The sequence below is a fragment of the Nostoc sp. ChiQUE01b genome, assembly GCF_034531255.1.
Classification (GTDB): Bacteria; Cyanobacteriota; Cyanobacteriia; order Cyanobacteriales; family Nostocaceae; genus Nostoc.
The window spans coordinates 150170-170232 of the sequence record NZ_JAVRBM010000008.1; the positions used below are offsets into that span (position 1 = coordinate 150170).

At 37.7% G+C, this 20063-nt stretch carries 12 protein-coding genes; 6 read left to right on the plus strand and 6 right to left on the minus strand.

Annotated features, from left to right (window positions below; translation table 11 throughout):
- Positions 1-212: 212 nt before the first annotated feature.
- Entirely contained in the window at positions 213-1115 is a 903-nt protein-coding gene (locus RMY63_RS08290) for a methyltransferase domain-containing protein (RefSeq protein WP_322728247.1), read from the minus strand.
- Positions 1116-2151: 1036 nt separating this feature from the next.
- Here RMY63_RS08290 and RMY63_RS08295 point away from each other — a divergent pair.
- The 6 genes from RMY63_RS08295 (at position 2152) to RMY63_RS08320 (ending at position 12137) form a co-directional block, all read left to right on the plus strand.
- On the plus strand, positions 2152-3594 hold the full coding sequence (locus RMY63_RS08295; protein ID WP_322728248.1) for a sugar transferase: 1443 nt from the start codon (positions 2152-2154) through the stop codon (positions 3592-3594).
- 213 nt (positions 3595-3807) lie between these two features.
- Positions 3808-5235: an oligosaccharide flippase family protein gene (locus tag RMY63_RS08300; protein WP_322728249.1), complete on the plus strand. Its 1428-nt coding sequence runs from the start codon at positions 3808-3810 to the stop codon at positions 5233-5235.
- Between the two features lie 82 nt (positions 5236-5317).
- A complete protein-coding gene (locus tag RMY63_RS08305) occupies positions 5318-6421 on the plus strand; it encodes a glycosyltransferase family 4 protein (protein ID WP_322728250.1) in 1104 nt (367 codons plus the stop codon).
- A gap of 196 nt (positions 6422-6617) precedes the next feature.
- On the plus strand, positions 6618-7646 hold the full coding sequence (locus RMY63_RS08310) for an O-antigen ligase family protein (RefSeq protein ID WP_322728251.1): 1029 nt from the start codon (positions 6618-6620) through the stop codon (positions 7644-7646).
- 290 nt (positions 7647-7936) lie between these two features.
- Positions 7937-9133, plus strand: coding sequence for a glycosyltransferase family 4 protein (locus RMY63_RS08315; protein WP_322728252.1), 1197 nt, complete (start codon positions 7937-7939; stop codon positions 9131-9133).
- A 775-nt stretch (positions 9134-9908) separates the two neighbouring features.
- Positions 9909-12137 (plus strand): GumC family protein, encoded by a 2229-nt coding sequence (locus RMY63_RS08320; RefSeq protein WP_322728253.1) that lies wholly within the window; start codon positions 9909-9911, stop codon positions 12135-12137.
- 498 nt (positions 12138-12635) lie between these two features.
- Here RMY63_RS08320 and RMY63_RS08325 read toward each other — a convergent pair whose 3' ends face one another.
- The 5 genes from RMY63_RS08325 to fabI form a co-directional block, all read right to left on the minus strand.
- Complete coding sequence (locus RMY63_RS08325) at positions 12636-14036, minus strand: choice-of-anchor Q domain-containing protein (protein ID WP_322728254.1); 1401 nt, start codon at positions 14034-14036, stop codon at positions 12636-12638.
- A gap of 827 nt (positions 14037-14863) precedes the next feature.
- The gene (locus tag RMY63_RS08330) at positions 14864-16333 is read right to left on the minus strand and encodes an SLBB domain-containing protein (protein WP_322728255.1); all 1470 of its coding nucleotides are present in this window, start codon (positions 16331-16333) and stop codon (positions 14864-14866) included.
- A 497-nt stretch (positions 16334-16830) separates the two neighbouring features.
- Complete coding sequence (locus RMY63_RS08335) at positions 16831-17814, minus strand: ABC transporter ATP-binding protein (protein ID WP_322728256.1); 984 nt, start codon at positions 17812-17814, stop codon at positions 16831-16833.
- 384 nt (positions 17815-18198) lie between these two features.
- A complete protein-coding gene (gene hisB / locus RMY63_RS08340) occupies positions 18199-18834 on the minus strand; it encodes an imidazoleglycerol-phosphate dehydratase HisB (protein WP_322728257.1) in 636 nt (211 codons plus the stop codon).
- Positions 18835-18970: 136 nt separating this feature from the next.
- The gene (gene fabI / locus RMY63_RS08345) at positions 18971-19747 is read right to left on the minus strand and encodes an enoyl-ACP reductase FabI (RefSeq protein WP_322728258.1); all 777 of its coding nucleotides are present in this window, start codon (positions 19745-19747) and stop codon (positions 18971-18973) included.
- Positions 19748-20063 lie beyond the last annotated feature (316 nt).

Here is a 20063-nt window from a genome sequence, read left to right on the forward strand (position 1 = left end):
TTAAAGGTTTATGACTAAAAGATATGTGAAAATACAACCCCCAATCTCTAGAAAATGAGCAGAATACTATTAATTCTCACATAACTAACATATAGCAATTTTCAATGATACAACACTAGGAGCACACAGATATGTTGTGCGCCCCTACTAATTGTTTGGACTCCAAGGAATTACAAACAGCTATAACACTTACCAAACTCAAAAGTTGCTATTTAGTTTTTGACTATTACCAGTGCCTTCATTTCAGCATTGAGCAGAGGTTGATGATAATTTTTTTGGAGGTCTGGCACAGGTTTTCCATCTACAATAACTTTGTAGATTTTTGCATGGCAGTTGCTTGGTAAATGATCAATAATTCTTGTTTTAAATGCAACAGGACTATAAGTTCTAGCAAAGCCTTCGTATGCACCCCATCCAGCAAAGCTTGCAGTATTGTCAAAAATTGTGATTGCTTTGTCAAGATTGGACTTCTGAATCTGTTTATTATTCCAGATTTCTGCATATTCGTTAGTTAAAAATAGGGGCGCAATGACAAGTTTCCTGCCCACTTTCAATAAACGTACTGCCTCTTTAATAAATTTAATATCCAAATCATCTCGGAAATGCTCAAAAGAGTGATGGCAACTAATTCCATCTAAAGATTCATCTGGGAGAGGGATCGCATCAATAGAACCACCAATGTACTTAATTCCATCTGTGACTTTTCCATCCAATAAAGAGTCTTGACAGTAAGCATTCAATTTAAAGTCCGAAACTGCCATTAAAGCCTTTATATATTCAGCTTTTTCCCCACCAGCAGCATCTAGTATTTCATCACCTTCTTTCAAATCTAACAGAGTCATTGTCGTCAGATATTCAAGTGGCTTGGAATGGATATAATCAAACTGATTATATTTACTTAGTACATCTGAATTTACAAAATCCCTATAATCTTTTTCTGATAAAGATAAATTGTTTATTTCTGTCTGTGCTTTTCCTATTTCCGAATCATTTGTGGAGCGTAAAATTTTATTGACTTTTAAATTGTTGAGACGCAAATTTGTCAGCAAACGCCACTTTTTACTGTTTAAAAACCTGCCCAATCGATTTATTATATCTAATTTGCTAGTCACCATACTTTCACCCTATGTTTTATTGATTGAAATGAAACTCTTAATTACAATTGAATCCAAAAGATCAAATTTCTGGTTTAGCCAATAAACACAAACACTTACACGCAATTATAAAAGTACATTATCCTATCTAAGTAAAATCTACTGAATGAAAAAGATTTTTTACAAAATCTTTATTTTGTCTCTAATTATATAAAATTCATGTAAAGTCATAATATTATTTTTTTGAAGAATTTAGGTGAACTTCATGAAACCCAACTAGGTAGGTTTCAAGTTTCATTTGTGTAACATTAGCCTTCTAGTCCAAACTACAGTCTCGTCGTTAAGGTTACTGCCCTTTTGAGACTTCATTTAGAAATGCCCATGAAACTGACTCAAGTTTAACCACAAAATATGTGATTATGTAAACTTTTGTTACGAATATCAAATTTTTGATGCATTTTGTTATAAATTATGTGTAGATTTTGTTAATCAGTAATTATGCGTAAAATAAACATATAGACTTAAGATAAGTTTATAAGCAAAAGCTGAATTAATCATACATTAATATGTTAGAGTAATTTCTGAGGTAATATCAATCATTATATACCTCGAAGAAGCGAAACTCTTGAATGATATCTGCGATATCCATCATAATTAATTCAGTTCATGTAAGTAGTCACCTGAAAAATTATAATATTATTTTATTTTGCTTCCTTGCTTGATTATTAACATCAGGAGTTTTGTTTAAATACTAATTTAAATTCACCAAGAAATCCTTTTTTTGCGATTAAGTTTTATAGATTAAAATGTGATTGATTATAGGGTGCAATGAAACCTAGATATTTCGGGATTAAAGGCACTAAAACCGAGGTTGGAAGATGCTTTTAATGAAAAACTTAAAGTTACTTCGAAGAAAATGGTTGAGACTAGACTCGAAAGTTCAGGTTTTTTTGTAAATAAAAAAATATAAATATGAGATATCCAAACTGGATTGTATATTAAGCTCCGATCAATCAACTTTTCAGCTACACCAAGTGTTCCTAATTAATTACTAATTATGAGTAATCAAAGTATTACAACAAATAAATTCAGTGAAGTGCCTTTGGATTTACGTGCATCGACATTTGCCACGGTACGTAAGGGTTCGTGGTGGTTGAGATTAATAACATTATTCTTAGTAGACTGTACTCTTTTATTTCTAGCTTGGGTTTTAGCAGTATATCAATCTACTTCTGGAAATTTTACTTGGTATATACCGAGTCATTATTTACCGATTTTAACAGCTATTGGGATTCAAATAGGATCGCTGGCTCTTGAAGGTATTTATCGAGAAGGTCAAAAACGCTATGACTATTTCAATATTATCAAATCGCTAACTTTTGCTCATGGATTAATCATTTTAGTTAGTTCTTTGTATAAACCAGTTGTTGATATCACGCGTCCAAAATTAATATTATTACCTTGGTTGCTAAGTATATTTTTTATTTGTACTGGTAGATACGCTGTAAATATTACTCTTGAATATCTACGCAAGCAGAAAAAAATAGTTCGTTCTTCTGTTTTTATTATTTGTGACCCTCAAGATCACGATCAGATTGCGAGTTTTCTAAAAAAAGAAAAGCACTACATTGTATCTGGAACGGCGAATGCTAGTTCATTAGACAGATATAAACGTCAGCAAACTTTAACTCAGCTTAATCAATTAGGAGTGACAGAAGTTTTTATATCTTGGGATGCGCTAAAAAATAGAATGTTTTTGTGCTGGTTATTTCAAGCATCTGGGATACAAGTACATATTTTACCGATGGAATTAAAACCAATTTATAAAAACGTACAGTTCAATAAAATAGGGGGAATGCCTTGTCTGAGTTTGGATTGTCCGATAATTACAGGTAAAGATTTTTGGATAAAGCGTAGTTGTGATTTTTGCTTTGCGACTTTATTTGTAATGTTATCATTTCCTATTTATATAGGTATAGCTATAGCCATAAAACTTGACTCTCCAGGCACAGTATTTTACAGACAAACGCGTATAGGTTTACATGGTAAACAGTTTAAAGTATGGAAATTCAGAACCATGAGGTCTGACGCGGAAAAATTACAGAAAGAATTAGAAGCTTTAAATGAAACGAAAGATGGAATCATCTTTAAAATTAAAGATGATCCTCGCATTACCCGTGTTGGAAAATTTCTCCGTCGTTACAGTTTAGACGAATTACCTCAACTTTTTAACGTTATCCTTGGAGAAATGAGTATAGTAGGACCTCGCCCTTTACCTACCAGAGATGTTGAAAAGTTCTCTGAACATCATTTTATTCGACATGAAATTTTACCTGGTATTACAGGTCTTTGGCAAGTCTCAGGTCGCTCAGATATTTTAGATTTTGAACAAGTGATTCATCTCGATATTAGCTATATCGAAAATTGGTCGCTTGGGTTAGACTTTGAAATCCTCCTTAAAACAGTTATGGTGGTTTTGAAAAAAGACGGTGCTTACTAACAGCAACAATCCATAGCAGTACAGCTATGATTAGAAAATTTACTAATTTATTGCAGTGTTCAGTTTAATTTATAGCGGATTAAATTTGGATTTTTCTACTTTACTGAGTAATTAGTTACTTGTTTGGTTTGAGGACGTTCTAGAAAAATCTATATTTATAAGGATATATCCGAAACAAAATGAAATAATTAAGCTGAATTAAGAATTATAAGAATGGTAGAAAAGTACAAGTTCATAAGTAATTCCTTCTCAATGATACTCAATCGGTTAACACAAAGTATTACAGCCTTTGTATTAACCGCTTTGATTGCTCGGACTTTAGGAGCTGAAGCTTTAGGGCAGTATCTACTAGCATATAGCTACTACTTTATCTTTGTGGGCATTGCCTCACAAGGACTAAAAACATTGTTTACTAGAGAACTAGCTCGTGAGCCACAAAAAACACCAGTCTATTTAATGAGTGGTACTTGTCTACAGTTAATATTTAGTTTTTTCAGTTATGCGGCATTGGTGATTGTAGTATTTTTACTTCCCTATAGTTCCAAAACCTCGATTGTTTGTTACATAATGGGCTTAACGATCATTCCCTTTGCGCTTTCTAATATCACAGAGGCAATTTTTCAAGCTAAAGAAAAGATGCATCTGATTGCGATCGCGACAGTGCCAGTCTATATTTTACGCCTAATAATAATGATTTGGGCAATGCAATTAAAATATGGAATTGAATATTTGGGGGCAATTCTAGTTGTTTCAGAAACACTAATTTTGGTAATTGAATGGATTTTTATCGCCCGGTTAGTAAAAATAGAATGGCAGATTGATAGGATTTTTGTCTTTAATACAATCAAAAGTGCGCGGACATTTTTTGCTATTGAAGCAATAGCTGTAGTTAGTGGCAGAATTCAAATATTGATACTTTCATTGTTAGGCAATGAGTTTTTAGTAGGTTTATTTGGCGGAATAACACAATTATTGCAACCCTTCATGATTATTGCTAATAGTATAGGTTTAGCAATATTTCCAAGACTTTCAAAGGCATTAGAGCAAGGACGGGACAAGCAGAGGCAGATAGCTGAAAATATTATCGAAATCCTACTAATAATAGCATTGCCCTTATATCTTGGAATCTTATTGTTTGGCAAAGATTTACTAGTTTTTCTCTATAATGCTAGCTTTGCTGAAGCAAATATAGCCCTCCTTATAAGCGCTGCATCACTCGTTTTTTTGCCGTTTACACGCTCACTGACTTATTTACTTGTAGCCAATGGTTTTGAGATAGTGAACCTACGTGAAGTAGTTATTACCACTACACTAGGGAGCTTGGGAGGTGTGCTATTAGTTTTACACTATCAGTTAGTAGGTGCAGCTTTAATGGTATTATTAATGACTATTGCTGGTTTTGTCCAGTATATTTATTTCACCTATACTCGCCTATTTTCATTAAATTTATGGCGAATTATGCACCGACCATTAATAATAACTATTTTAATGCTACCGATATTAATATTATTACAAAAACTTAGCTTAGACTTTATATTAACTCTAATTATTGCAACTTGTGCCTATGCTTTATTTGGGATTTATTTTGGTATTCGTGCCTTTGGAGGGTTTCGTTTTTTATGGTTCAAATTGTTAGGATAGCAGTAATTATTTTCCGATAAATTTTTATCATTAACTCCTAAAAACTGGTGAAATAAATAAACTGAAGGATATAATTTTGATTATGATTAAAGTTGCTTTATTACATTTTTGTTTTGAAGATTACACTATTGAATTAGCAAACAGTCTGGTTAAACATGTTGATTTAACGCTAATTCACCCGGAAAAAGTCTCAGATGTCTGTAGCAATGTTCTTGATCCCAGTATCCGCGTGATTAGCTTTAAAAAACCACGGATTCGCGACCCGCGCAACCTATTGTCTATGTACGCAATGATGCGTATTATCAAAGACATACAGCCGGATGTTTTGCATGTGCAAGAAACTAACGATCCTTGGTATGATTGGACTTTGTTACTCAACAAAATGCCGCCACTGGTGACAACCATCCACGACGTATTCCGTCACCCAGGAGATAGCATGACTGTATTCGGTTCAGAGTATACCAGGCGTATTGCCTTCTATCGTTCCCAACAATTGATAGTCCACACTCATCAATTAAAAAAGATTATAACTGAACAATTTCGTATACCTCAAGAGCGAGTCAATGTTTTGCCACATGGGGAACTTGGTAGTTTGTATCAGCGTCGGAGGGGTCAGAATAGTCAGACTCGTGAGCCAAATACATTGCTATTTTTTGGACGCATCTGGCCATACAAAGGATTGAAATATTTACTTCAGGCTATGCCTTTAATTGCTGAACGTATACCTGAAGTCAAGCTGATTATCGCTGGACGGGGAGAAAACGTTAAACAATATTTCCCTAATGGTTATGATGAAAAGCGCTACGAAATTATCAATGATTTTATCCCCCTTGAAGAAGTAAGTAATCTATTTCAACGTAGTACGGTAACAGTTCTACCATATATAGAAGCCTCTCAAAGTGGTGTGGCAGCCTTATCTTATGGGATGGGAACACTGGTTGTAGCCTCTGAAGTAGGGGGATTAAGTGAGATAATTCAGCATAAAAAAGATGGGTTATTAGTTCCACCTTGTGATGTCCAATCTTTAGCTGATGCTATTATTTATTTGTTAAGCGATCGCGACTTGCAACAACGTATGCAAACTGCAGTATTAGCTCGTTGTCAGGAAGATTTAAATTGGTCAAATATTGCCGCTAAAACAGCTCAAATCTATTATAAAAAAATGAATATGCAAGATAAATATTAGTTAATTTATTATGAGGAAAATCCTAATTTTTGCTGAACAGGTATTCACAATTGTGAGCTTGCTGATGTATTCAGGGGCAATTTTTGTTGTTGTACTGTCAGGAGGAGCAGGACAGACTGATTTAGTAGAATATGATAGTTCTTTAATTCGGATTATTTATTCTTTCATCTACGCAGTTACCTTAGTACTACTAGTTTTGCGTTGGAAGAAAACTCTTTATTTCCTTAGTAAAGACTTTTGGCTTTATTCTTTAATTTTATTGTCAGCTGTTTCTATTATTTGGTCTTTTGAACCATCAACAACATTAAAAAATAGTTTTGCACTCATTAATTCCAGTTTATTTGGATTATATTTTGCTTCGCGATATAGCTTAAAACAGCAGTTACATTTACTTGCTTGGAACTTTGCAATTATTATAATACTTAGTTGCGTTTTTGCTATAGCCTTGCCTCAATACGGGATACAGCATGATTTGGGCGGCTCAAAGTGGCGTGGAGTATTCACGCACAAAAACGGTCTAGGAGCAAGAATGGTAACGAGTAGTATGACTTTTTTGATCCTTGGTTATCAACATCAAAGACGTAATTGGCTTTTTTGGGGTGGGTTTTGCTTATCAGTACTACTTTTACTGCTTGCGTCTTCAGGTTCATCTCTAATTAATCTATTAATTCTAATATTGGCATTTTTTGCTTTTCAAATTTGGCGCTGGGCATACCAGTTCATGGTACCAACCTTAATAATGATAGCTACTATCAGCCAAAGTTTATATTTTTGGTTGTCTAACGATGCTGATATCCTATTCAGTGCAATTGGGAAAGATGCGACACTGACTGGTCGAACACAGTTGTGGCCATTAGTAATTGATATGATTTGGAAACATCCTTGGCTTGGTTATGGTTATGGTGGATTCTGGCAAGGATGGAATGGCGAATCTGCTTATATTTGGCTTGCAGCTGGATGGACGCCAAGCCACCCCCACAATGGCTATCTGGCTCTTTGCCTAGATTTGGGTCTTTTAGGGTTAGGAGTATTCTTTTTAGGATTTTGGCGCAGTTATCTGCAAGGATTTGCTTGGGTGCGTGGTAGTAAAACAGCATTTGATATTTGGCCACTTATACACATGACATTTATACTCTTATCTAGCCTCACTGAATCTAACTTGCTGGAATCAAATAGTTTGACTTGGATACTGTATGTGGCGGCATCTCTCTCAGTCAGAATGTAAAGATTAAGTAACAAGAAAATGATTAATCAATATAACTGTAACCAGCTAGTAGCAGCAAAACTGATAGCTATTATGATGTAGATATGCATATTTATTGTTCAACCCAGTTTCGCCAAGTATGAATATAGGTTCCATAAATAAGGTATATTTTAGACTTGACAAGTGAGTGTTTTACTAAAGTAACGTTTCACATTTCCCCTGCTTATACCCATAAATTCAGGGTTTCGACCATTGTTCCGAGTGAGTGAGTGAATAATTACTTACTAAACTAATTAAAAATTGAAATTATTATGGCATCACCGAAGAAAGTACTAATTATCGTTGAAAATCTCCCAGTTCCCTTTGATAGACGGGTATGGATGGAAGCAACTACTTTGCAAAAAGCTGGGTATGAAGTTAGTGTAATTTCACCTACAGGTAATGGCTTTGAAAAAGATTACGAAATTATTGAGCAGATTCACATTTACCGTCATCCTCTACCACCAGAAGAAAGTTCTGTCATTGGCTATCTCCGAGAGTACAGTTGGGCGATTAACTGGCAATTCCGTCTAGCTCAAAGGGTATGGCGAGAGCGTGGTTTTGATGTCATACATATTTGTAATCCGCCCGATTTACTTTTCTTGGTAGCAGCATGGTTTAAATTATTTCATGGTATATCTATTATCTTCGATCATCATGACCTCAGTCCGGAAATGTATGAAGCTAAGTATCGGCGGCGCGATATTTTTTATCATGGATTACGCTGGGCTGAACGCTTGACCTATGCCACAGCAGATATGGTAATTTCAACGAACGAGTCACACCGAGAAGTAGCTCTTAACCGTGGGCACAAGAAACCAGAGAAAGTATTTATAGTTCGTAGCGCGCCGGATCTTTCGCGCTTTCGCCGAATGCCTCCAAACCCCAATTACCGTAGAGGTAGAAACTACTTGATAGGTTACATGGGTGTTATGGGAGAACCAGAGGGTATTGATTATCTCCTCAGAATGGTATATTACATTGTCCACAAAAAAAATCGCTCTGATATTCACTTTATGCTAATTGGTAGTGGACCTATGGCAGAAAAGCTCAAGGACTTATCTAAAGAGTTAGAAGTGAATGAGTTTGTAGAATTTACAGGGTTTAAGCAAGGTGAAGAACTCTTAGAGCGGCTTTCCAGCTGCGATGTGTGTGTAGAGCCTTCTCCAACATCTGCTTATAACGAAAACTGCACTATGAATAAAATCCTTGAATATATGGCAATGGGAAAACCAATTGTCCAGTTTGATTTGCGAGAAGGAAGACGTTCTGCACAAGAAGCATCTCTTTATGCCAAGCCTAACGATGAGGTGGAATTTGCTGAGAAAATTCTGCAACTTCTAGATTTTCCTGAACGTAGAGAAAAGCTTGGAGCCGAGGGGCGACGCAGAATGGAGGAGATTCTTGAATGGCAATATCAAGCTCCAAAACTGTTAGATGCTTACGATAAAGTTTGGCAAAGTAGGTAGCTACTTGAACTTTCAGAATTACTATACTAAGTAACTGGATTGAGTAATGAGTAGATGTTTCTGTCCAAAAATTACAAACTGACTAAAGTCGAGTTTTTTACTTGATTGTGAAATTTTGGCTTTGGCTAAGATAACGTCAGTTTGGGTTAAGGACTCAAATTTAATTGCTTGGACGAAAGAATAAGGGTTTCACACTGTCAAAACTAACGACCAAATCAAGGTTTCAGCTTATTCCGAACTCAGGTTAAGATAGTTGCTCTGACAAGGAATATAGCCGTATAGTATCCAAGTAAAAAAATCAAGCCTTTGATAATCCAGAGATAAATTGAATATTAATAGTTGATGGCTAATGCAAAAAACTTTTAATTGAACGTCCTGTTACTAAAGGGTTGATTTATGGGACGTAGTTAACTCACCTCAAATCCCAAAATTAACAAATTTTTTGCTGAATAAAGGTACACAGACCACCGTTACACATTTGCACCAAATGGGGACTAAATTTTAACTTAAATACTCTATACTACAAGACAGTTCAGTTAAATATTTCTTGCTTCTCTATCTTTGCGTCTTTGGCGGTAGCCTACGGCAAGCCGCTTTGCGTCTACGTTAAAAAAATGATTTTGATAAAGAGTTAAGCCTTAACTGAACCGTATTGGTCTATACTATATTTTATATTGTAAAATTATATATAATCAGTATTGTCAATTGCACTGGTTTGTGGCTGTTCTAAGTCAATTTTTAGTTTCTTGCTTAAGACCTGTACTTTGGAAGATTTATGTCAGAAAAATCTATGGAATCTAGAGAATCTATTGATTTAGACCTTAATCGTTACTTATTGATATTGAAACGGTGGTGGTTACCGGCTTTCAGTATATTTGCGGCAACAGTTATTCTGAGTGCCATATCTATACTGTTTCTGAAGCCAGACTATGAAGCAGAAGGAAAACTGTTATTCAGGGTTCCCAGTTTTAAAGTAGCAGGCAATAATCTTTATCCTGATACCTCTGAAGGAGGAGAGGCAGGAGATTTGAAACCATTAGTAGCAACTCAAAATCCCATCAGCAGTCAGATAGAAGTTATTTCTTCCCCAGCTTTATTACAACGGACAATAGACAAACTACAACTTAAAGACAACGAAGGTGAACCTCTGGAGGTGAAAAAACTACTAAAAGTCCTGAACCTAAAAATTGTTGGTGGGACAGATGTATTGCGTATTGCTTATAAAAGTCACGATCCTGAAGAAGCAGCGGCAGTAGTCAACACAATTATGAGGTTTTATTTAGAAAATGATATTCTGACAAATCGCTCTGAGGCAGGAGCAACTCGTCAGTTTATGGCCAAGCAACTTCCTACAACTCAAGCTGCTGTTAATAATGCAGAAGTAGCGCTACGTATATTTAAACAAAAGCATCAGATTGCAGATTTATCAGAGGAGACAAAGTCAGCTGTTGCGACTATTGGAAATCTAGACAATGAGATGAATACTGTCAAGGCTCAACTGGATGAGGTAAATGCCCAAACCAATCAACTGCGGCAGAAAGTAGAGCTAAATTCTCAGGAAGCGATCGCTGTGAGTGCCCTCAGTCAGTCACCAGCAGTACAGGGAATTCTTACACAACTCCAAGAGACTGATCGGCAGTTAGCGGTTGAGCGCAGCCGTTTTCTAGATGACAATCCTATAATTATTAACCTAGAAGCAAAAAAAGCTAATTTAAAATCTCTCTTGCAACAGCAAGTTGGTCAGACTATTGGCAATCAAACACAAGTTCCCCAGAGCTTATTGCAGATTGGAGAACTCAGACAAAGCCTGATACAAAACTTTTTGCAATCAGAAATACAACGTTTTGGCTTAACTCAAAGACTCTCCTCTCTATATAATTCTCGTGCCAGCTACGAACAGCGGGTGAAACTCATACCCCAGCTGGCACAAAATCAGCGAGAGTTGGAACGGAAAGTTGAAGTTGCAGAATCAACCTATCAAACTTTATTGAAAAAGGTTCAAGAGCTACAGTTAGTTGAAAATACAAATGCACCTAGTTCCCGGATTATTGCTCAGGCTTTAGTGCCCGAAGATCCCACATTAACCAAAACAATTATTGTTTTGGTGCTAGGAGTCATGTTCGGTTTGTTTTTTGCTACCACAACTGTACTTTTTCTCGCCATGAGAGATAGATCTCTAAAAACACTTAAAGAAATTAGAGATGTATTTGGATATACTTTGCTAGGAATTGTTCCTTTGTCTGTTAAAAAGCTTCGTTCTCGTTATTCAAATGCAGAATCAATATCTCAAACAATTGCTGTTAGGGACACTCCTCACTCTTTAACGAGCGAAATGTACCGGATGATTCAAGCAAATCTGAAATTCTTAAGTTCAGATAATTTGCTCAAAACCATTGTAATTACTAGCGCAGTTCCTAAAGAAGGTAAGTCTACAGTTTCAGCTAATTTGGCAGCAGCGATCGCTCAACTAGGACGTCAAGTTTTACTAATTGATGCAGATATGCGAGTTCCTTCTCAACATCATCTCTGGCAACTAACCAATGAAGTTGGTTTGAGTGAGGTTCTTGTAGGTCAGGCTGAATTTGACATTGCCGTATCTAAGGTAATGGACAACCTTGATGTTTTAACTGCTGGAGTTAGACCTCTCAACCCACTTGCTTTGCTTGACTCAAAACGGATGGCATCACTGATTGAGAATTTCTCATCTCAGTATAAATATGACTTTGTAATTATTGATGCCCCTCCACTACTTTTGGCAGCCGATGCTTTGACTTTAAGCCAAATGACTGATGGTATTTTGTTAGTAGCCAGACCGGGAGTAATTGATTCCAACAGTGCTAATGCTGCTCAAGAGATATTAGAGAGATCCAATTACAACGTTCTAGGTTTAGTAGTCAATGGAGTCATTGATAAAAATGAATCTACTAGTTATCGATATCATTCTCACGAATATTTTAACCCAAGAGAGTTGACAAAAGAGTTGAAGGGACTAGCGAAGAAATAAAGCTTCAAAAAAATTATTTTAGGAGCTAATCAAGTTCGGATAAATATTTATTAATAAATACTGACGCCAAGACGCAAGAAGTTTTAAATAATAAATAATTAACCGGACTTAGAATTATATAGCGCTCCTATATCTGATAAGGTATATCTTCATCAGTATAGGAAACGCTATATTAGAAGCTATAGATAATTTTGAGGATGGTAGTCCGATTTCTTTAGATGTTGCCACTCTAGTTTAATTGGGTTTATTAGGATTTTTGCTAGCCTCGCAAGTAATATGTGTAACTCAGTTCGCTCCATGCACAAAACCTTATTCATCCAAATATCTCCGGTAGCCGCACATAATTTCAGCATCTCTATTCTTCTTGTTTATGCGGTCGTGCTATTGGGTCTTGTTTTCCCTTGTGGCTTTTCATGACCCGTCTCCAATTGGGTTGTAGACAAAAGCTCTGTATAAATAAGAACCTTATCATACAACCCAATGCTATACTTTTAACTACTACCTATTTTCAATTGCTCCTCTATCGGTTGCATAACCGGACACACGAGGATTGCCTAGAAAATCCGTTGTCAAACTTTTCCACTTTAAACCATTATTAATTGCCGGACTTGTTGATTTCAATCTAAAGTCACGAGCCGAGGCATTAACAAACTGTGGATCTCCAATCATATCACGAGATCCTGTAATCTTGATCGTCGAATTATTGGAATAAACATTGTAGTCATAAGTGACGTTGACATTTTTCATGTTGCTATTCACAGCATTACCTGGAGAAGCATACATAATGTTATTGAAAATTCTGACATCAGACGAATAACCAGCATAAATTTCGCCCTTTGCCTTTTTTTTAACTTCTGGACTTTGCTGATTCAAATATGCCGTGTTGTTGATAATATCGATATGCTCACTATCATGGGCATGAATACCTGAACCACCATTCTTGTAGGTGATATTGTTAGCAATTAAAATCCGTCCTCTATATCCTTTTGAAACATCTACAATAATGCCATTACCGTCTGATATCTTTCCGACTTTAATCCAAGGAATGTACATTCGATTTTTGTAGCTCTTGTTATTGGTCACAAATATCTTGTATCCCCGGTTGTTGTCAGAACTCCAATTATCAAGCATGGAAATGCCACTGGAACCATTAACTGTGTACCAAGCGTTATTGAAAACAGTGTTATTATCCACTTTCACATAATCAGTTTGCATTGCTGAGATACCTGATCCTCCACAATCATGCACTTTGTTGTTCAGAATATTTATGTGATGAGGATGACTTTTGTCTTCTCCTATGCTTATGCAATTTCCGTCAGTAAGCGGATTTGATGGTTTCTTCTTCTTCTTTCTTGACAAATATGACGCATACGCCTCATTATAGTTCATTTTAGCATTGTTCCCTATGACCTCCAGCCCGTTAATCTCGATATATGAAGCTCCATTTGAAATCGAGATACCATTCCATGTATTGTGCTGAATTTTTGGAAAATGCCCAGGATATGCTTTATATTTAATCCATGCATTTGCTCTTCCAGAACGTTTAATACCTAGTACAGCCCCATCTTTGGGCCTATTCTTGTAGTCCCCGTTCATAATAAGTACCGTGTCACCAGGATTGGTAAGGTTTGCTGCCCTTTGAAGTGTCCTAAAAGCAGATGAGGTAGAAAGCCCGCTATTTCTGTCGTTTCCGTTACCACTAACATAGTATGTTGTCGCAGTTGAAATACGACTGATTAGCTTGCGGTTAGGTACTGGTATTTCCTGAACAGTAGATGACTGAGGAACATCTTTAAATAAAGACTCTGTTATTCTCTGTCCTTGAACCAGACCTGTTAATGCCCAGGGAAGTACAAAAGATGCGCTCAAACTGAGAAAACCGAAACCATGAATCATCATAGGGAAAAAATAGGGTATGTTGCAAAAACTCAATCGTTAACGGTCAGTAACTCTAGCCTTAGTTAATAACCCAGTATTGGATACGGTCATATCACTGCCACTTGTAAGTTTATACACGGTTTTATAGGTTTAAACCTGCGCATTTTCGCCTAAATATGGCTGAACCACCTTTTGAGCTTGTGTTCCAAAAAATCGCAAACATCTGATAAAATCACTGAATAAAAAATATCAGTATCCAGAGTTACCCTATTCATGAACACCAAGCAACCGCACAAATGGCGTCATTTCCAATTCGACATCATTCTACTGTGTATACGCGGTATCTGTGGTTAAAATAGTATATCTGTCATCAATTAGTTAATTTACTTAAATAATTCTTATGATAATAAGAATCACTAAATGACTAAAAATAAATTCTGGACTAGTACTTACCGCATATGCTGTCTAAAATATTCTCATTATCATAAGAAATCCAAGTACCTACAATAAAGATTGCCAAAGCCTATTAATGCACATTAAGAATTTACAGTGAGAGTTGTAAAGTTTACAGTATTTCTCTAAGAGTAATATTACTTAAAATTATTATAATAACGGATATATAGAAGTGGTCAGATAGCTTAGAACATTGGCAAATCAGAAGAGAGCATCTGTCAGATATTTATCGCAGACTTGTCCTAACCAGTATCACAGCCTCTATAAAACGCAATTTGGAAGAAGCGATGCCTTGTCGAGCGTTAGTTATATGTAACTTGGTGTTGATCAAAGGATAGTGCAATTTTAGGGACGAAGAGGGTTGGCAACGTCCCCATTTGCATCTATCTCTTAAACTAGAGTCCGAATAAGTTCAGAAGATTAAGGATAATACCTAGAGGTCCAGTTACAGTGTTTATGGTATCGCCAGTCTTAGCTGCACCAGATCGGTTGACTACTACAACGTCATTATTGCGGAGTATGGGATTAGTTTGCTCATTAATCCCAGCGGAGAAATCCACTTTTACTATACGTTTAGTGACAGAACCATTAGGGTTGAGGCGAATTAAATCAACAGCTTTACTACTAGCTCTGGCATCATTAAATCCGCCAGCGGCGAGTATAGCTTGATTTAAAGAGCTATTTGGTTGAACGTCTGTTAACCCTGGTTTTTTGACTTCGCCGACCACACCAACCTGAATCCGTGTAGGAGACAAAGTAGTGGTAGCTAATTGAGTCGCTTCTGCGGGGTTAATTTCAGTTGCCGTCGGAATAACAATCGTATCTCCGTCTTGCACAATGATGTCTTGATTGGCATCACCACTCTGTAACAGTTGCCAAAGATTAATATCTATAGATTGTTCTGAGCCAGTTCTTGTAGGTCGGCGTAGTTTGAGATTACGCACATCAGCTTGTGCTGTAATTCCACCAGCTAATTGAATTACCCGTGTCACATTTGGTAGACCAGTAGGGCTGGCAGTGCCACTGTTAGGGGTTGCGCCCACTTGGCTATCTGTATTACCTGGGGTAACAAGATACGAACCAGGACGGTTAACTTCACCAATAATTGTTACTGTGCGGGGTGTGGTTTGACTGGCGGCAAAGTTAGCTGCAAATATATTGCGAGATTCTGCGACGCTGAAGTTGGTTGCTGTTGGCACAACTATAGTGTCTCCATCTCGCAAGGTAATATCCTGCGATAAGTTGCCTGTTTGAATGAGTTCCTTCAAATTGAGGCTAACAGCTTGCTCTGAAGAACGTCCTATCTTACGCCGTAATTGAACTTGAGTCACATCCGCAGCTAAAGTCACCCCCTGCGCTGTTGTTAATGCGGCTAATACAGTTGGGTATTGTACGCCTGGATTGTTGCCGGCGCCTCCGCTCAAGCTTAGAGTGTAAGCTCCAGGACGTGTCACCTCTCCAGCAACGAAAATATTGATGGGACGAGGAGACAACAGATTGACTGAGATTAAGGGACGTTTGAGGAAGCGAGCATATCTTCTAGCTATTTCGTCAGAAGCTTGTTCAGTTGTTAGCCCTAGTACTGACACACTGCCAATTAAAGGTAGGTTGATTGCTCCACCTGGGGGAATTTGATATTCACCTGTATATTCAGGCACTTCAAATACATTTACACGGATGAGATCGCCGCCTCCTAATGAATAATTAGTATCTAATTGTGTTTGTGTGATTGGTGGTTGTGTAGTTGGTGGTAATGGTTGTCCCTGAGCTAGACTGGCAGATGACACAGCGGCATTGACAGCAGTTAACAAAGCCATACCGACAGCTGGCTGAATTAGGAATTTAGACAAACTTTTGTTAAGCATATTTACCTGAGACTCTGAAACTACAATCTATAAAGTACTGTCTAAACATTTTTATTTTGACTATACCTAAATATTCAAGTTCCCCGACACTCTTATTTTCCTAGAAAAGTGTGATTTTCCGGAGGAAATTTGTTTATTGAACTTAAATTTTTAGTGAAGTTAGCTTAAAGTTAATGTTGCTTGAATAGAACAATATCAAAAAATATAGGATTTAGGCAACTAAACCCAGTTTCTACAAGAAATTGTTTGTTAGCCAACAATCAAGTAGTTACGAATAAAGTTTTCTTGTCAAAGTTAATTTAATGATATTTAAAATCTGCGATGAGTAGTAAGGGACTACTAAAATTAGGAACAAGTTCATTAAATAAATACAAATAACCTTGAAAAGATGTCGGAATTTTATTTTTTGTGGGTTGCGTTGGCAAAGAGAACTTAAAAAAGCAGAATTTGGGTTTTGTTCTTTAAGCCAGTCGACAATTTCCTATTTGGCAACAAAACTAATTCAATGAGTTGTTTTTTCTTTGGATTTGTTGAATAAAAAATTCTTCTAGGGAGTGACGTGACAAGTTCATGGCGATAATTTTACCTTCCATGAGACGAAGACTGGCAAGAAAATCATAGTAATCATCTTGTAGTGTACCGTGCCAGGAACCATCAGGCTCAAATATGAGAGTGGGTATCCATTTTTTGAGAATTTCCCAGTTACCACCTTGACCTTTGACGTGATATGTGTTTTTGAAGCCTAAAAGTTCATTGAGGGAACCAGAGCAAATTAGTTCACCTTGAGCGAGGATGGCAATGCGATCGCAAATCTGTTCTACTTCACTCAGAACGTGGCTATTGAAAAAAATCGTCTTACCAGCGGCTTTGAGCGCCAGAATAATTTCCCGCATTTGGTAGCGTCCCACCGGATCGAGACCAGACATTGGTTCATCCAGAAAAACTAAATCTGGCTCGTTAATTAGCGCCTGTGCCATACCAACACGCTGTAGCATTCCTTTGGAATAGCGACGCAGCAACTTTTTACGGGCATCGGCTTGGGATAAACCCACTAATTCCAGCAGTTGAGGAATACGTTGGCGTTGGATACTTTGGGGAATTTGGAATAGCCCAGCTGCTAGCTGCAAAAATTCCCAGCCAGTGAGATAGTCATACAAATAGGGATTTTCTGGTAGATAACCGATATGTTGCTTAACACTGCGATCGCCTATTGGCTTACCCAACAACGATCCCCGTCCAGAGGTAGGATGAATAATTCCCAGCAACAATTTTAAAAGGGTGGTTTTCCCAGCACCATTTGGCCCTAGTAACCCAAAGGTTTCGCCTTTGTAAACCGTTAAAGAACAGTTTTTCAGAGATACGACTTTTTGATTTAGCCAAAAACCAGTGCGATAGACTTTTCGCAACTCAGAAGTTAGTACTACTGGCGGAATGTCTGTCGTATTAAGTTGAGAATTAGGGTCATCTGCAACAGACTTCATCTCGGTTAAATCACTATTTATCAGCTTGGTATTAATTAAAAATTACCCGGTAGGCTGATAATAACCATCACCAAGCTGTGTGTCAATTATCGGGAACTGGGGAGTAGGGAGTGAGTGGGGAGTGGGGAGTGGGGAAAAGGCAGGGAAGCAGGGGGCAGAGGGAGCAAGGGAGAAGAGTTTTCCCTTTAGCAAGAGCAGCACCCCGGCCCTGGAGCCTCTTTTGAATGCCCAATGCCCCATGCCCCTCAAGAGTGCTGAGTCATGTTAGCGGATAGCTAAGGTTTAGCCCGTGCTGAGTGCTGAGTTGGGAATCTTGCTTCTTTACTCAGGACTGGGAACTCGGAAAAAAGGAACTGTTTTGCCCCATGCCCCTTTTGACTCCTTTCACAGAACACCTTTAGAACTAGGAATTAGACCAGCACGACGAGGGTCAATTTCCACCGCCAGCCGTGTTGCTCTTGCAAAAGCTTTAAATGTCGCTTCAATGATGTGATGGGAATTAATGCCATCCAGTTGCCGAATGTGCAGTGTCATCTGGCTATGGTTCACCAAAGCCACAAAAAATTCTCGCACTAACTGGGTATCATAGGTTCCTACACGCTGGGTAGGAATTTGCAAGCCATAGCTGAGGTGAGGCCGTCCAGAAAAGTCTAGCGCTACCTGAACTAAGGCTTCATCCAGTGGTGCAAGAAAACTACCAAAGCGGACAATGCCTTTTCTGTCGCCTAATGCTTGGTTCAAAGCTTGCCCTAAAGTAATGCCTACATCTTCGTTGGTGTGATGATCGTCAATTTCCCAGTCTCCCTTGGCTTGGACATCTATATCAATCAGCCCGTGGGAGGCAATTTGATGCAACATGTGATCCAAAAACGGAATACCTGTTGCTGCTGTGCAAGTTCCTCTACCATCCAGGTTGATGGTAACTTGCACATTAGTTTCACCAGTGGTGCGGTGAATAGTGGCAATCCGAGGGGTTTGGGTTAAGCGATCGTAGTTTGAATTTAGTTTGGTTGTTTGCATGGGGAGTGGAAGAGTTAAAAGTTAGGAGTTATGAGTTAGGAATTAAGAACTATGAGTTATGAGTTATAAATTTTTAACTCTTAACTCCTCACTTCTAACTCCTAACTTTCTCACCCTAACTCCTAACTTTATCGCGTCACATTCCCATAATTTCATATCCTGCATCTACATAGAGAATTTGTCCGGTAATGCCGCTGGACAAATCACTACACAAGAAAGCGGTAGCGTTGCCTACTTCTAGCTGACTGACGGTGCGTCGTAAGGGTGCTATTTCTTCTACATGATGAATCATATCCAAAATTCCACCCACTGCTGAAGATGCCAAAGTGCGGATGGGGCCTGCGGAGATGGCATTGACGCGGATATTTTGTGGCCCTAGTTCAGCAGCCAGGTAACGCACACTCATTTCTAACCCCGCCTTGGCAATTCCCATAACGTTGTAGTTGGGGATTGCTCTGACACCACCTAAATATGTCAGGGTGACGATGCTACCTCCCTCTGTCATCAAAGGTTTGGCTGCACCACTTAACTGCACCAGCGAGTAGGTACTAATTTCTAAGGCGGTGTTGAAGCCAGAGCGAGAGGTTTGGCTAAAATCTCCACTTAAATCATCTTTGCTGGCAAAAGCCAGACAATGGATGAGGATATCTAGCTTTCCCCACTGTTCGCGGATTGTCTCAAAGGTAGATTTAATTTGTTCGTCATCTTGGACATTACAGGGAAGAAATAAGCTGGGGTTAAGAGGTTCTACCAATTCTGCGACTTTTTTCTGCATCTTGCCGCGTTCATCCTGTAGGTAGGTAATACCCAGGTTTGCTCCAGCTTTGTGCAGCTGTTGAGCGATGCCCCAGGCGATCGAGCGGTTATTGGCAATACCTGTAACAAGGGCATTTTTTCCAGTCAGATTTAGCATATAAATTGTTAATGCGATCGATCATTAGGAGCATACTAGAATCTGAGGCACGTTTTGTCTTTGTTTTATACAGGATTGACAAAAATGAATATTGCTAAGGGTGTTTTCTATGAAAAAAATCTTGATTTTTTATAAAGATATTCTCAAGATATCTTTATTTGTTCTTCAAAAAACCTTTTGAATACAGCTATTGGAACTACTTATCAACAAGTAGTAGCTGAAAGGATCAACAATTATGTATCATTATAAACAAAGAGTTATGAAGAGATTAGTTTGAGTATAGGAAAGTACAGAAAGGTTGACGGTGCTTTATTCA